This is a genomic window from Haloferax prahovense DSM 18310, assembly GCF_000336815.1.
Classification (GTDB): domain Archaea; phylum Halobacteriota; class Halobacteria; order Halobacteriales; family Haloferacaceae; genus Haloferax; species Haloferax prahovense.
The window spans coordinates 15,347-29,117 of record NZ_AOLG01000048.1 but is presented as its reverse complement, the minus strand read 5'-3'; the positions used below and the strand labels follow the sequence as shown (position 1 = coordinate 29,117).

12 protein-coding genes and 1 tRNA gene are annotated in these 13,771 nt (G+C 67.9%); 9 read left to right on the top strand and 4 right to left on the bottom strand.

Annotated features, from left to right (window positions below):
* Window positions 1–40: 40 nt before the first annotated feature.
* Window positions 41–1,699 (bottom strand): DUF255 domain-containing protein, encoded by a 1,659-nt coding sequence (locus C457_RS14250; protein ID WP_008095682.1) that lies wholly within the window; start codon window positions 1,697–1,699, stop codon window positions 41–43.
* A 170-nt stretch (window positions 1,700–1,869) separates the two neighbouring features.
* Here C457_RS14250 and C457_RS14245 point away from each other — a divergent pair, with 170 nt between their 5' ends.
* The 5 genes from C457_RS14245 to C457_RS14230 all read left to right on the top strand — a co-directional run bounded on the left by C457_RS14245 (window position 1,870) and on the right by C457_RS14230 (window position 5,416).
* Window positions 1,870–2,445, top strand: a complete 576-nt coding sequence (locus C457_RS14245) for an FxsA family protein (RefSeq protein WP_008095681.1) — start codon at window positions 1,870–1,872, stop codon at window positions 2,443–2,445.
* A gap of 205 nt (window positions 2,446–2,650) precedes the next feature.
* A tRNA-Ile gene (locus C457_RS14240) sits at window positions 2,651–2,724 on the top strand.
* A 326-nt stretch (window positions 2,725–3,050) separates the two neighbouring features.
* On the top strand, window positions 3,051–3,239 hold the full coding sequence (locus C457_RS14235; RefSeq protein ID WP_004975400.1) for a hypothetical protein: 189 nt from the start codon (window positions 3,051–3,053) through the stop codon (window positions 3,237–3,239).
* A 182-nt stretch (window positions 3,240–3,421) separates the two neighbouring features.
* Window positions 3,422–3,550 carry a hypothetical protein gene (locus C457_RS21065; RefSeq protein WP_004042243.1) on the top strand — a complete coding sequence of 43 codons (129 nt, stop codon included), beginning with the start codon at window positions 3,422–3,424 and terminating at the stop codon, window positions 3,548–3,550.
* Window positions 3,551–3,733: 183 nt separating this feature from the next.
* Entirely contained in the window at window positions 3,734–5,416 is a 1,683-nt protein-coding gene (locus C457_RS14230; RefSeq protein ID WP_008095674.1) for a DUF3604 domain-containing protein, read from the top strand.
* A gap of 42 nt (window positions 5,417–5,458) precedes the next feature.
* On the opposite strand, the gene C457_RS14225 is transcribed toward C457_RS14230, so the two are convergent.
* Window positions 5,459–6,481, bottom strand: coding sequence for a sodium:calcium antiporter (locus C457_RS14225; RefSeq protein WP_008095672.1), 1,023 nt, complete (start codon window positions 6,479–6,481; stop codon window positions 5,459–5,461).
* A gap of 76 nt (window positions 6,482–6,557) precedes the next feature.
* Window positions 6,558–7,781: a GNAT family N-acetyltransferase gene (locus C457_RS14220; RefSeq protein WP_008095670.1), complete on the bottom strand. Its 1,224-nt coding sequence runs from the start codon at window positions 7,779–7,781 to the stop codon at window positions 6,558–6,560.
* Between the two features lie 169 nt (window positions 7,782–7,950).
* On the opposite strand from C457_RS14220, the gene C457_RS14215 reads away from it, so the two are divergent.
* From C457_RS14215 to C457_RS14205, 3 genes are all read left to right on the top strand, one after another.
* Window positions 7,951–8,172, top strand: a complete 222-nt coding sequence (locus tag C457_RS14215) for a hypothetical protein (RefSeq protein WP_008095667.1) — start codon at window positions 7,951–7,953, stop codon at window positions 8,170–8,172.
* A 163-nt stretch (window positions 8,173–8,335) separates the two neighbouring features.
* Window positions 8,336–8,587: a hypothetical protein gene (locus C457_RS14210; RefSeq protein WP_008095666.1), complete on the top strand. Its 252-nt coding sequence runs from the start codon at window positions 8,336–8,338 to the stop codon at window positions 8,585–8,587.
* Window positions 8,588–8,743: 156 nt separating this feature from the next.
* Window positions 8,744–9,274 carry a DUF5815 family protein gene (locus C457_RS14205; protein WP_008095664.1) on the top strand — a complete coding sequence of 177 codons (531 nt, stop codon included), beginning with the start codon at window positions 8,744–8,746 and terminating at the stop codon, window positions 9,272–9,274.
* 23 nt (window positions 9,275–9,297) lie between these two features.
* Here the strand turns inward: C457_RS14205 and C457_RS14200 are convergent, their stop codons facing one another.
* On the bottom strand, window positions 9,298–10,320 hold the full coding sequence (locus C457_RS14200) for a S66 family peptidase (RefSeq protein ID WP_008095663.1): 1,023 nt from the start codon (window positions 10,318–10,320) through the stop codon (window positions 9,298–9,300).
* A gap of 144 nt (window positions 10,321–10,464) precedes the next feature.
* Between C457_RS14200 and carB the strand changes: the two genes are divergently transcribed.
* Window positions 10,465–13,713: a carbamoyl-phosphate synthase large subunit gene (gene carB / locus C457_RS14195; protein ID WP_008095662.1), complete on the top strand. Its 3,249-nt coding sequence runs from the start codon at window positions 10,465–10,467 to the stop codon at window positions 13,711–13,713.
* Window positions 13,714–13,771 lie beyond the last annotated feature (58 nt).

Here is a 13,771-nt window from a genome sequence, read left to right as displayed (position 1 = left end):
CCGGATGTTTACACCCGCTCGCGGTTGCCGTCGGTTGCGGTCAGGCGTCGGGCGTGACTGAGGACACCGCCTGCATCAACTCCTCGGGAGTGGTTGCCTCCACCGTCGTCTCGCCGGCGCTGACGCGCGCGGTCCCGTCGGCGAGGCCGTCGGCGTCGGCCTCGGGAACCACGAGCGCCTCGTGGTCGGCGACGCGGAGCGCCGCCCGGTGGAGGTCGGAACCGGCGCCGTCGTTGAGTTCCACGACGAGCGGGTCGCGGAGCAGACGCGCCGCCGCGGTCCCGTAGGCGGCGATTTGTACGCCGATACGGTCCCACGCGCCCGCGAACGCGCCGATGGTCTCCTGTGCCACCTCGCGGTAGCGTTCGTCTCCCGTGAGCGCCGCGAGGTCGAGCAGCGCGTTCGCCATCTCCACGTTCCCGTCGAGCGGGCGGAGCGGCGACGACAGGAGCGCCTCGCCGCTCGCGGGACCGTCGAGGAACGAGCCCTCGTCGAACAGTTCGTCGATGGCGGCGTCGGCGGCATCGGCGGCGAACGCGAGGAGCGGGTCGCCCGCGACCGACTCGTCGCCGAGCACCTGTCGGGCGCGGCAGGCCGCGGCGACCACGCGCGCCTGGTCTTCGAGCAGGAGCTTCTCGCCCGCGTCGCCGCCGGACCGGAAGTGAGTCACGACGCCGTCGTCGACGAGGTCCTCGGCGAGTCTGTCGAGCGCGCGGGAGCCGAACTCGCGGGCCCGCTCGTCGTCGGTGAGGCCAGCCAGCACCAACAGCGCGTCCGCGGCGAGGGCGTTGCCGCCGGCGTAGACGGTGAGGTCGGTCCGCGGGCCGGGCGCGTTGTCGCGGCCCTCCTTTCCGAGGAGGTAGTAGTCCGTCCCCGCGGCGGGACCCATGCTCCCCGCGAAGCCGGTCCCCGTCCACAGCGAGTCGACGAGGAACTCGGCGGTCCCCGCGGCCGGGTCGAGGTAGGCGTCCTCGCCGGTGTAGCGGTAGCCGTTGGCGAACGCCCGCAGGAGCGCGGCGTTCGATTCGAGCGTCTTCTCGCGGTTCGGCTTCGACCACGCGGCGTCGTCGGCGTAGCGGAAGAAGCCGCCTTCGACGGGGTCGAATAGGCCGTCGCGAATCGCGTCGAGCGACCGGAGCGCCCGGCTTCGGTCGCGCTTCAGCGCGAACCCGACGGTCCGCGGGAGCGGGAACTTCGCGGCGTCGCCCCACCCGCCGTGGGCCTCGTCGAAGGCGACTTCCAACTGGCCGGCGAGGTGCGACTCGATTCGAGGCGAGACCTCGCCCGCGGGGGGGAGGTCGCCCCTGAGCGCCCGCGGGAGCCGTCCGGCGTCCGCGCCCTTCTTCTCCCACACCTCGCGCACGCGGTCGACGACCTGCCGCATGCCGTCGGGGCCGATGAACGTCGCGCCCGTGATGGGGTGGCCGTCGGGCGCGAGGAAGACGGTCGAGGGGAAGCCGCCCATGTTGTACCGCTCGCGGATGCGCGGCTGGCGGTCCACGTTCACCCGAATCGGGACGAAGCCGTCGTTGAGGTTCGCGGCGATGCGCGGCTCAGCGTACGTCTCGGCGTCCATCTCGTGACAGTCCTCGCACCACGTCGCCGACAGCGAAAGCAGGACGGGCTTGTCCGCCGCTCGCGCCTCGGCGAACGCGTCGGGGCCCCACTCTCGCCATTCGACGCGCGTCTCGTCGGTCATGTCCACCCATCCGCGGTGGACGCGGGTAAGCGCTTCGAGCCCTCGTGGCGCGGCCGGTCGCAGTCGGCGGGTCGCGCGCATCCTCGACGGTCGCCGCGGACGGGTTCGGGAGACCGGCGCGTCGCGGGCGGGACAAAAGGGCTATGGGCCGCGGCCCGGTAGTGTCGCCCATGCGAACGCGCACGCTGATGGCGCTCTTGCTCCTCATCCCCCTCTCCGACGCGTTGCTACTCGTGGTCGTCGCGCAGTACATCAACCTCGTGCCGACGGTCGCGCTCGTCGTCCTGACCGGGCTCGTCGGGATGCTCATCGTCCGCGCCGAGGGGCGACACACCCTCAGAAGCCTCCAGTCGAAGTTCGCCGGGGGCGACCTCCCGACGAACGAGGTCATGGACGGCGGCCTCCTCATCGCCGCGGGCGCGTTCCTCCTCACGCCGGGGCTCGTCACCGACACCATCGGCTTCCTGCTCGCCATCCCGGTGACCCGGTACCCCATCCGCGAGGTGCTCAAGCGCTTCGTCGTCAAGCCGTACCTCGACAAGCGCGCCGACGGCTTCGTCACCGGCAACGTCTGGACGACCGGCTTCCCGCAGGGCGACTTCGGACCCGGCGGTCCCGGTGGATCGCCCGGCCCGAGCGGCGGGAGCGGTTCCGGCGGAAGCGGCAACAGTAGCGGCGGTGACGGCGTCTACGACGCCGACCCCGACTCGTACCGCTTCGACGGCGACGGCAACGACTCCAAGTAGCGCGTCTTCCTCCGGTCCCGCGTCGTCTCTCTTGTTCGGGTTTCCGGCGCGTAGCCGCGCGAAGCCTTCCGATATTCGACTTCACGCCCAGCGTCTGAAGCGGTGTAATCGACCGACGACGCCGACATTCACTAACACGCACCAACGCGCCTCCGAAAAGAAAGTCTTAAAATCAACAGCGCACAACGAGTGAATGCGCTTACCTGGGCCAATAGCTCAGTCAGGTTGAGCGCTCGGCTGATAACCGGGAGGCCCGCGGTTCAAATCCGCGTTGGCCCACTCCCGTTGGCAACGATTCGTTGCCGATGCGAGTTAGGGGCTCAAACTCCCCGGCCACCCAACTTCTGCGGATACTACCGACCGAGAGAACGCTCGGTCTATCGTTCGTGTCGTCGGGACGAATCAGCGGCGAACACTCGACCGCCCCGACCGAGCACGACTGTCCCGACACAGAGAACTACTAATGTCTGACTCAAATCCCCGAGCATCTCTCACAAATATGCACCAATTCACACAGATTTGTCCGCATTTATCAGCACATAGCTGGTCGAACGGACGAATTCTGAGAAAGCTATATCACGCAATAGATTGTGGTACCGAATAACATGGAATACGAACTCACCTGTCTGTACGGGTGCGGCCACACCTCCACGGCCGACTCCCGCGAGGGCGTCGGCGTTCTCGTGATGGAACACATGGACGACGAACACGACACGCCCGTCGACCCGCTGGAGGCGGGCGAGCTCGCGTTGAAGCGCTTCGACGGCGCGTCGCTCCGCCAGGCGCGGCAGTAGCCGACTACTCGAACTTCCGTCAGGTCTTCGAATCCGAGTTTCTCTCGACTATCACCGTCTCGTTCGTTCGAGGGACTGCGCTGTCTCTCGATTTCGTGGTCCGACGAGCGACCCATCCGAACAAATTTACTCAGTTCTGTATCCCAGTAGTATTAAACCCGTACACGCCATACGTGTTGGTGATGCCAACCATCGACGTCTCCGAACACCTGTACCGCCAGATTGAGTCCGCCGCCGACGGCGAGGACCTCGACGCGGCGATGTGGAAGATGGTCGGACGGTACCAGCGCGGTAACACGCCCGGCGACTGACAGGATTCGGACCACCTTCGACCCCTGACCGCGCGTGCGGTCATCATCAACCCCGCTCGCCGCAACTTGCCCTGTTTGCGGCGAGTCCGTTTTCCGTTTTCTGAGCGATAGTACCCGCGAGCGGGTTCGCCGTCGCGCCCGTCGGCCTCGTCCTTCTTTAGCGACGCGTCCGTAGTCTCTCGCGTGTTCGACGCCGAACCCACCGGAACCCTCGGGAAGTTCGCGGAGACGGTGCGCGTCTTCGCCGAGCGGCGGCCGTCAGTCCGCGACCTGTTGCGCAGTCGAACCGGGTCGCTCGACCGCGTCCACGCGGTCCTGCCATCGACCGTCGCGGTCGGCGAGTCCCTCGACCTCACGGTACAGGTGTGGGACGAGTACGAACGGCTTCACGGCGCGTACGACGGCGACCTGCGGGTGTCTGCGACCGACGATACTGCGACGTATCCAGACCGCGTCTCCCTCGCCGGCGACGACGAGGGCTACGTCAGACTCGCCGACGCCGTCTCCTTCGAGACACCCGGCGTCCACTACCTGACCTTCTCGCGCCCCGGGTTCGATGAGCGGTACGTCTCGAACCCTGTTTCCGTCTCCACCGACTCCCCCGACGAGCGCGTCTACTGGGGCGATATTCACCTGCACTCGCGGCTCTCGGACGGGACGGGGAGCCTGAAGAAGGGGTATCGGTTCGGGCGCGACGCGATGGCCCTCGACGTCGTCGCCTACACCGACCACGACACGATGGGGTTTTTCATCCCGCCGTCGCTCCAGCGCGCCCTCATGCACGGGTGGTACTTCGACCGGTCGCGCCGCGTCGCCGACCGGTTCTACGACCCCGACGAGTTCGTGACGCTCGTCGGCTACGAGTGGACGAAACAACCCAACTGCGGCGGCCACGTCAACGTCTACTTCGAGGACGCCGACGACGCCGTCCTTCTCGACTCCCGCGGCGGGACGACGGACACCTACGAGAAGCTTTGGAGCCGCCTCCGCGAGTTCGAGTCGACCCGCGACTCGCGGGTCGTGACGATTCCGCACCACCCGACGGAGCGCATGTATCCCTTCGACTTCTCGGCTGTCGAGTACGACGACGAACTCGCGCCGCTCGTCGAGGTGTACTCGCAGTGGGGGTCCGGCGAACTGCCGGGCGACGAGGGGAACCCGTTTCCACTGGCGATGGGTCGCGGCGAGACCGACGAGCCGGGCCACTTCGTCCGCGACGCGCTGTCGATGGGCTACCGGGTCGGCCTCGTCGCGGGCGCAGACTACCACGGCCCGCACCCCGGCCACTCGCTCATCCACGCCGACCCGCACCTCCCCTCCGTTCGCGAGTGGGTCGAAGACGGCGTCGGCTGGTCGAGCATCTGGCGCGTCTGGAACGAGCGGAGCTATCCAGGCGGTCTCTCGGCGTTCCGAGCGCCCGAACTCACCCGCGAGGCGGTGTTCGAGAGCCTCCGGAGTCGCCGCGTCTACGGGACGACCCAGCCGCACCGCATCCTCGCGTCCCTCTCAGTCGGCGGCGTCGAACCCGGCGAGAACGACAGTTCGCTCCGCCTCGACACCCGCGACGAACCCCGCGAGGTCGAAGTCGAGGTCGCGGGGACCGCCCCGCTCGAACGCGTCGAAATCGTCAAAAACGGCGAGACGTGGCGGTCACAGGCGATTACCTCGGACCCCGACGCGCCGCTTTCGGCGTACACGACGTCTGTCTCGTGGACCGACGGCGACCCGGTCGAGGGGACGGTCTGGGACGACGACCGGCGCTCGGCGGCCGACGCGTACTATCTCCGAGTCACCCAGGTCCCGCGGGACTGCGAGTTTCCCGGGACCGCGTGGGTGGGTCCGGTCTGGGTCGAACCGCCGGACTGAGAGAGGCGGCCGCAGCGACCCCGCTCGCCGCCGGGCGACCTCTCAGGCGAGGAACCTCGTCACGCCGAGGCTTTCTGCGACCAGCCACGCGATGAACAGCGCGTAGGTTCCGAGGAGGAGGTACGACTCGCCGCGCGTCAGCGCCATCTCGGTCCGGAGGACGGCGAAGAAGACGACCGACGCGCCCGTGAGGAAGCTCATCATCGGAACGACCTCCTCGAAGGCGATGACCGCGCCCCCTGCGACGAGGATGCCGACCGGGAGCGCGACGAGGAGCGCGAACACGTTGCTCCCGAAGACGTTGGCGAGGCTCATCGGCGCGTTGCCCTGCCGGGCGGCCGAGACGCTGACGAACGTGTCGGGGAGGCTCGTGCCGGCGGCGACGACCGTCAGCCCCCAGAGGAACGGCGACGTGCCGAAGACGTCGCCGAGGCCGACGGCCGCGCGGACGAGTAGTTCGGCCCCGAGGAGGATGACCGCGAGCGACGCCACGAGGGCGACCCACTCGCGTCTCGGGTTCACGTCGTTGACGACGGCGGTGAGTCCGGCGCGGTGCTCCAGCGTGTCGTGGTACTGCATGAACAGGTACAGGCCGTACAGCGCGAGCGGGATGAGCGCGAGCGCGGGACTCACGAACCCGTCGAGGCTCGCGGTGTCGGTGACGGGTCGGTAGATGACCGCGAGCGAGAAGGTGAGCACGAGAACGGCGATAGAAAGCAGGTAGAACTGCGCTTCCTTGTAGACGAGGTCGCGGTTCGAAGCGAGCCGTCCGCCCTTGCCGACCATCGCCGACACGGACGGGATGATAAGGATGTTGTAGACGGCCGACCCGACGACCGCGCCGACGCCGATGTCGAACGACTGGTACCGGACCGTGGCGATGACGATGCTCGATAGCTCGGGAAAACTCGACCCCACGGCGGCGATGATGGCTCCCTGCACGATGGCGGGGAGCCCGTAGTACGCGCCCAAACGGTCCGAGGCCTGCACGAGCATGCCGCCGCCCTTCCACGCGAGAATCGCGCCGGCGGCTGTGAACGCGACGAGAACCGGAACTGATGCCACGCCCGCACTTCGGCGGCCGGTGGGAAAAAACCGACCCGACTGGCTGCGTCGGCTGATTTCGGCTCGACCCGCTCGCTCAGAACCCCTCGCGCAGGTACGGGTCCCGCTCCGTGAACACCGAGGCGAGGGCACCGGCCGTCTCCTCCCCGGCGACCGAGAGGCGGTCGGTGCGGGCGAGTGCCTCGACGCTCCGCGCGCCGACGAGGAGTTGCGAGAGCGCCCCGATTTCGACGGTCGCGTCCGGGTCGGCGTCGCCACCGACTGATTCGACGCTCGCCGCGCCGTCGCCGACGGCGACCCGGAACGACCCCTCGTTCCAGTCGCAGCGGTCGTCGCGGACCGCGAGGACGAGGTCGCAGGCGGCGTCACCGGGGAACGAGACGGCTTCGAGGGCGGCCGGTACGTCCACGATGCGGACCATCGGGCCGGGCTTGATTTCGACTGTCGCCGCCCGCGGGTCGGTCAGGCCGTCGATGAGCCGGGTCGATTCGCGTTCCGACGAGAGAACGACCTCGTCGACCTGCGAGTCGTGGTCCCGCAGGAACCGAAACAGCTGTGCGCGGGCCTCGGCGTCGACGGCGACGAGTTCGCCCACGGACAGCGTCCGCGACTCCCGGTCGCCGCTCACGTCGTAGACGACGTAGCCGCGGAGGTCGCCGTCCCGTTCCCAGCCGTAGGCGAACGGGTCGCCGTCCCAACCGCGGAACAGCCGGTGGCGAATCCAGCCCTCGCTTCGGTCCACTGCGAGGTCTTCGGTCGCCGCGGCCGCGTACACGTCCTCGACTCGCGCCCAGTCGTCGGCGTCGAGGCGGACGAACTCCCCGGCCGGGTCGGCGGCGACCGCCGCGAGTTCGTCCGGCGGCACCGTCGTCTTCGCGTAGTTGTTCGCCGTCGCCCAGCCGAACCGGCGGTAGAAGGCGTACTCGAACGGCCAGAGCGCCGAGAGGGACCGACCGGTGTCGCGGAACTCCGCGAGGAGGTCGTCGAGCATCGCGCCGACGTGGCCCCGCCGGCGCGCCGGCGGCGGCGACGCGACCGCCGAGATACCGGGCAGCGGGTGCCACTCGCCGCGGACGCGAGCCGTGAAGTCGTAGAAGGCACACACCGTCCGCAGGTCGGCCGCGTCGAGGTCTTCGACGGGCGTGTCGGGCGGCGCGTCGTAGAACCCTCGTGGGTGGTAGCTCTCCGGGTCGGGAAGTCGCTCGTCCGACCAATCGGGGCCGTTCTCGGGGCGGAAGGCGTAGTTGAGGAACTCGCGGTAGGTCTCGCGGTGCTCCTCGGGGAGGGAACGGAGGTGCATGCCCGCGGTGCGTCGGGGGACGGTATATGTTTTCGGTACGCGGGCTCGCAGGCGGTCGATTACGATACGATAACACCGACGGCGGAGACCGATGGCGCGACGAAAGCTTCCGTCGTGGGCCGCTTCCCGAACCGTGCGATTCACGTCGTCTCGGTCCCGAGCCCTGCACATGAGCGAGACGAAGCAGTCGTTGGTATCGCGGGGGAACCTCCTCCTCGCGGCCGTCGTGACGCTCGGCATCGTCCTCCCGGGCGTGGCACGCCGCTTCCTCGGCGAGGCGGGCTACAACGACCTCGGAATGGTCGTGTTCGTCCTCGGCTACGCGGGCATGGTCTTCGTCGTCTGGTACGGGTGGATTCGGCCGCTCGACATCACCGGCCCGTCCGAGTAGCGCGCGCCGACCACCGGACGCCGCTCCGTGCCGACAGCGGTGCAGACCCCGGGGGAATCGCCCCGGCAGCCCGGTCGCCCCAATATCGGGGGGTCCGACCGCCGGTTTCCAACGAGAATAACGGAACTTTGATAGTCGATTCGAACCGACCGAGAAAACAAGAATGCTTCCCCTTCAGCTCGTAGACACCTTCCTGCTCGACTACAACATCGGGCAGGCGCTGTTGCTCGTGTTCATCCTGTCGACGGTTGGAACGCTGCCGCTGAAGTCCCGGCAGATCCTCGGTATCAACACCACGGTGTTCGGGCTCATCTTCCTTCTGACCCCGGTGTCGCTGGGCAAGGCTCACTACCTGTTCCTCGGGATTGCGCTCCTCATTGTCGGCCCCATCGTCTACGTCTCGGGCCGCCGCTGAGGGGACGCCGCCGGGCGTTTCGGCCCGGGTCACCGCCGTTTTTTGCGACAGTACGACGGACTGACCGACCGCAACTGACGGTCGGCGTCTCGTTTTTCTCTCGCGACGATTCCGAAGAACGCGACGTTTAAACGGAGAGAACCGCAACCCACGGGTATGTCTGAACCGAGCGTTCCCGGCGGCCGCGGGGCCGTCTTGGACCTCCCCTGCGGCGAGACGAAGCGCGTCCGGGAACTCGACTTGGGCAAACGGGAGTTCGACTGTCCGTGCGGGGACAGCCACGCCGTCGTCATGGACGTCCACCCGCCCGACCGATTTCTCCCGGAGTTCCTCGTCGAAATTCTCCAGGAGACCATCGAGACCACGAGCGACGACATGCCCGAGTTCGGGACGGCCCACCTCATGGGCATCGTCCTCGAGGAGTTCCCCGAGGCCGTCGTCTCCGAAGACGTGTCCGAGGACGGCGAACTCGGCGCGGGCATCGTCTGGGTGACCGACTTCGACTCTCGACGGCTCCACGAGATAATCGTCGAACTCGTCGTGGAACTCATGGAACACGCCGTCAGCCACGCCGACGACGACGAAGTCGTCTCTGAGTTCGAGTCGAAGATGCTCCAGTTCGACGTGAGCGAGTTCGTCGACCAGTACCGCGCCCAGCGCGACCTCGACCCCGAACCGTACATGTAGCGTGCGGGCCGAGCGCCCGCTTTTCAGTCGACTCGAAGTCGCTCCACCGTCGGGTCGAGGGTCGCCTTCGCGCCGAGCGGAAGCGGAACCGTCGGGTCGGCGTGGCCGAACTCCACGTCGAACACCGCCGTCGCGTCGGGGTTGTACGCGTCGAGGACCGACAGCACCTCCGCGCGGAGTTGCGCGCCGTAGTCGGCCGGCGGTTCCCACTCAAGTCCGGGCGAGTACGTCCGCGGCCGACCCATCACGAGCCCGTCGAACCGCTCTAACAGGCCGCGTTCGCCCATCGACCGCAGGGTGTACCGGACCTCCCGGGGGAGCGGCACGTCCTCCGAGGTTTCGAGCGCGAGCACCGCCCCGTCGAGTTCCTCGGGGTCTGGGAGGTAGCGGTCGGTCTGGAGATGCCACTTCAGGACGCTGAAGTTGCCACCCCAGAGTCGCCCGGTCACGCGTTCGTCGCCCCGCCACGTCCGACCCGGGTTGTCGTGCCACTCGCGCGGGTCTTCGGTGTCGAAGTCGAACCAGTCGTCGGTCCACTCCGGCGCGGGTTCGACGACGCCGATGGAGCGCTCGAAGAACGCCCGGCGGAGGTATCGCTCGACGTACGGGTGTAGCTCGGGGTCGACGGTGAGCGTGGGGTGGAGCGTCGCGCCGTAGCTCACGACGCCGTGGGTCCAGAGGAACAGCCGGAGATTGTCGTTGTCGCTGAAGCCGAAGAAGCGCGTCGGCGACGCGGTCAGCCGCGCCGGGTCGAGGTGCGGGAGGATTCGAAGCTGGTCGTCGCCGCCGGTGACGGCGATGACGCCGCGTATCGACGGGTCCTCGAAGGCCTCCATCACGTCCTCCGCGCGCGCCGCCGGGTTGTCCCGGAGCCACTCCCAGTCGCGGCGGGCGGACTCGAAGACGACGGGGTCGAGCGAGAACACGTCGCGGAGACGCGCGCACGCGCGGTCCAAGTGTGATTCGTCGATGGGGCGCGACGGCGCGACGACCGCGACCCGGCTCCCGGAGTCGAGCGGCGGCGGCGTCGTGAATACCGCGGGCATGCGTAGCCGGTACTCGGATACCCGTCAAAAGCCTTCCCCGGGCGCGACAGCGGCGTTCGGCAACATTTTCGAAATTCGCAATCGAGTTTCGGACCTCGTAATTTTTCGCCGGACTTATTACGATGTGCGGATTGGATTCCGACGATGACTGACGAGGACACCTCGGCCGGACCTCAGCAAGGTACAGAGGACCGGACGATTTTGCTCATCGGAAGCGGCCCAATCCAGATTGGACAGGCGGCGGAATTCGACTACTCCGGCGCGCAGGCCTGCCGCGCGCTCCGAGAGGAAGGCGCGCGAGTTGTCCTCGTCAACTCGAACCCCGCGACCATCATGACCGACCCCGAGATGGCCGACAAGGTCTACATCGAACCCATCACGACCGAGGCCATCTCCGAGATTATCGAACGCGAGCGCCCCGACGGCGTCATCGCCGGACTGGGCGGTCAGACCGGACTCAACGTCACGGCCGAACTCGCAGAGGAAGGCGTCCTCGAGGAGTTCGACGTGGACATCATGGGCACGCCGCTCGACACCATCTACGCGACGGAGGACCGCGACCTCTTCCGCCAGCGCATGGAGAAAATCGGTCAGCCCGTCCCGAAGTCGACGACCATCTCGCTGGAGGAAGACGAGGCGGTCGAGAACATCACCGAGGAGGCCCTCGAAGAGCGCGTCGAAGCCTCCGTCGACGCCGTCGGCGGCCTGCCGGTCATCTCGCGGACGACGTACACGCTCGGCGGCTCCGGCTCCGGCGTCGTCCACGAGATGGACGAACTCGTCTCCCGCGTCCGCAAGGGACTTCGCCTCTCGCGCAACAGCGAGGTGCTCATCACGGAGTCCATCTCCGGGTGGGTCGAACTCGAATACGAGGTGATGCGCGACGCCGACGACTCGTGTATCATCATCTGCAACATGGAGAACATCGACCCGATGGGGATTCACACCGGCGAGTCCACCGTCGTCACGCCCTCGCAGGTCATCCCCGACGAGGGCCACCAGGAGATGCGCGACGCCGCGCTCGGAGTCATCCGCGAACTCGGCATTCAGGGCGGCTGTAACATCCAGTTCGCGTGGCACGACGACGGCACCCCCGGCGGCGAGTACCGCGTCGTCGAGGTGAACCCGCGCGTCTCGCGCTCCTCCGCGCTCGCCTCGAAGGCGACCGGCTACCCCATCGCCCGCGTCACCGCGAAGGTCGCCCTCGGCAAGCGCCTCCACGAGATTACGAACGAAATCACCGGCGAGACCACCGCCGCCTTCGAGCCCGCAATCGACTACGTGGTCACGAAGGTTCCGCGGTGGCCCAAGGACAAGTTCACCGACGTGGACTTCGAGCTCTCGACGGCCATGAAGTCCACCGGCGAGGCGATGTCCATCGGACGCACCTTCGAGGAGTCGCTTCTGAAAGCGCTCCGTTCGTCCGAGTACGACCCCGCCGCCGACTGGGACGAGGTCTCCGACGAGGAACTCGAAGCCGAGTACCTCGAAACGCCGACCCCCGACCGCCCGTACGCCATCTTCGAGGCGTTCGAGCGCGGCTACACCACGGAGGACGTGGTCGAACTGACCGACATCCACGAGTGGTACGTCGAGCGCTTCGGCCGCGTCGTCGAGGCGGTCGAAGCCGCCTCCGAGGGCGACTTCGCCGCCGCCGCCTCCGCCGGCCACACCAACGCCAGCATCGCCGCGGCGACCGGTACGAGCGTCGGCGAGGTCGAACAGGACGTCCCCGGCCGCACCTACAAGCAGGTCGACACCTGCGCCGGCGAGTTCGCCGCGCAGACGCCGTACTACTACTCCGCGCGCAAGCCCGAGTTCTTCCGCGGGCCCTTCGAGGGCGACTCGGCCGGTAACGAACTCCGCGTCGACCGCGACATGGAGAGCGTCGTCGTCGTCGGCGGCGGTCCCATCCGCATCGGACAGGGCGTCGAGTTCGACTACTGTTCGGTCCACGCGGTGCAGGCGCTCCGCGACATGGGCATCGACGCGCACGTCGTCAACAACAACCCCGAGACGGTGTCGACCGACTACGACACCTCCGACGGCCTCTTCTTCGAGCCCATCACGGCCGAAGAGGTCGCCGACGTCATCGAGGCCATCGACGCCGACGGCGTCATGCTCCAGTTCGGCGGGCAGACCTCGGTCAACATCGGCCACCCGCTCGAATCCGAACTCGACCGCCGCGGCGTCGACTGCGAGATTCTCGGCACGACCATCGACGCGATGGACCTCGCCGAGGACCGCGACCGCTTCAACCGCCTGATGGACGACCTCGGTATCCTCCAGCCCGAAGGCGGCTCCGCGACCAGCGAGGAAGAGGCGCTCGACCTCGCCAACGACCTCGGCTACCCCGTGCTCGTTCGCCCGTCGTACGTCCTCGGCGGCCGCGCGATGGAAATCGTCCACTCCGACGCGGAGCTCAAGGAGTACATCGAGGAGGCCGTTCGCGTCTCCCCCGACAAGCCCATCCTCATCGACGAGTTCCTCGCCGACGGCGTCGAACTCGACGTTGACGCCGTCTCCGACGGCGAGAACGTTCTCATCGGCGGCGTGATGGAGCACGTCGAGGCCGCCGGCGTCCACTCCGGCGACTCCGCCTGTATGATTCCGCCGCGCTCGCTCGACGACGGGACGATGGCCCGCGTCCGCGAGGTTACGGAGGACATCGCCAGCGCCCTCGACACGGTCGGCCTGATGAACGTCCAGCTCGCGGTCAAGCAGAACGAGGAGGGCTCGAACGACGTGTACGTCCTCGAAGCCAACCCGCGGTCCTCGCGCACCGTCCCGTTCGTCTCGAAGGCCACGGGCGTCCCAATCGCCAAGCTCGCGGCGAAGGTCATGGCCGGCAACTCGCTCGCCGACCTCGACGTGAGCGAGCAGATTCCCGAGCAGGTGTCGGTCAAGGAGGTCGTCCTCCCGTTCGACCGCCTGCCGGGTTCGGACCCGCGTCTCGGCCCGGAGATGAAGTCCACGGGTGAGGTCATGGGAACCGCGACCTCGTTCGGGAAGGCCTACGAGAAGGCCCAGTCGGCCGCCAACGACCCGATTCCGGCCGACGGAACCATCTACGTCGACCTCGCGGACCCCGAGTTCCCCGACGCCGACAGCGAGGCCGGACAGGAACTGCTCGACGCCTTCGGCGAGTACTACGAGGTGCTCACGCCCGAGGACGTCGACGACTTCCTCACGATGCTCCGCGAGGACAACTTCGACTTCGTCGTCTCCCGCGACCGCGAGACGCTCATCGACTGCGTCGAAGAGGAGGTCAGCTACTTCTCGACGTACGCCTCCGCGAAGGCGGCCCTCGAAGCGCGCGGCGCGGCCGACGAGGACATCGACGTGCTCCCGGTCGGCGAGCGCCCGCGCGTCGTCGCCAACTGGGGTCAGTAAACGACCGGTCGGCGCGCGAACCCCCCGACTCGATTCCTCGATTTCCCACCGACTCGGT

Bases quoted from the DNA above. Each gene is read 5' to 3' on its own strand.
- C457_RS14250 (WP_008095682.1), bottom strand. From the start codon at position 1,699: ATGACCGACGAGACGCGCGTCGAATGGCGAGAGTGGGGCCCCGACGCG.
- C457_RS14245 (WP_008095681.1), top strand. From the start codon at position 1,870: ATGCGAACGCGCACGCTGATGGCGCTCTTGCTCCTCATCCCCCTCTCC.
- C457_RS14235 (WP_004975400.1), top strand. From the start codon at position 3,051: ATGGAATACGAACTCACCTGTCTGTACGGGTGCGGCCACACCTCCACG.
- C457_RS21065 (WP_004042243.1), top strand. From the start codon at position 3,422: ATGCCAACCATCGACGTCTCCGAACACCTGTACCGCCAGATTGAGTCC.
- C457_RS14220 (WP_008095670.1), bottom strand. From the start codon at position 7,781: ATGCACCTCCGTTCCCTCCCCGAGGAGCACCGCGAGACCTACCGCGAG.
- C457_RS14215 (WP_008095667.1), top strand. From the start codon at position 7,951: ATGAGCGAGACGAAGCAGTCGTTGGTATCGCGGGGGAACCTCCTCCTC.
- C457_RS14210 (WP_008095666.1), top strand. From the start codon at position 8,336: ATGCTTCCCCTTCAGCTCGTAGACACCTTCCTGCTCGACTACAACATC.
- C457_RS14205 (WP_008095664.1), top strand. From the start codon at position 8,744: ATGTCTGAACCGAGCGTTCCCGGCGGCCGCGGGGCCGTCTTGGACCTC.
- C457_RS14200 (WP_008095663.1), bottom strand. From the start codon at position 10,320: ATGCCCGCGGTATTCACGACGCCGCCGCCGCTCGACTCCGGGAGCCGG.
- carB (WP_008095662.1), top strand. From the start codon at position 10,465: ATGACTGACGAGGACACCTCGGCCGGACCTCAGCAAGGTACAGAGGAC.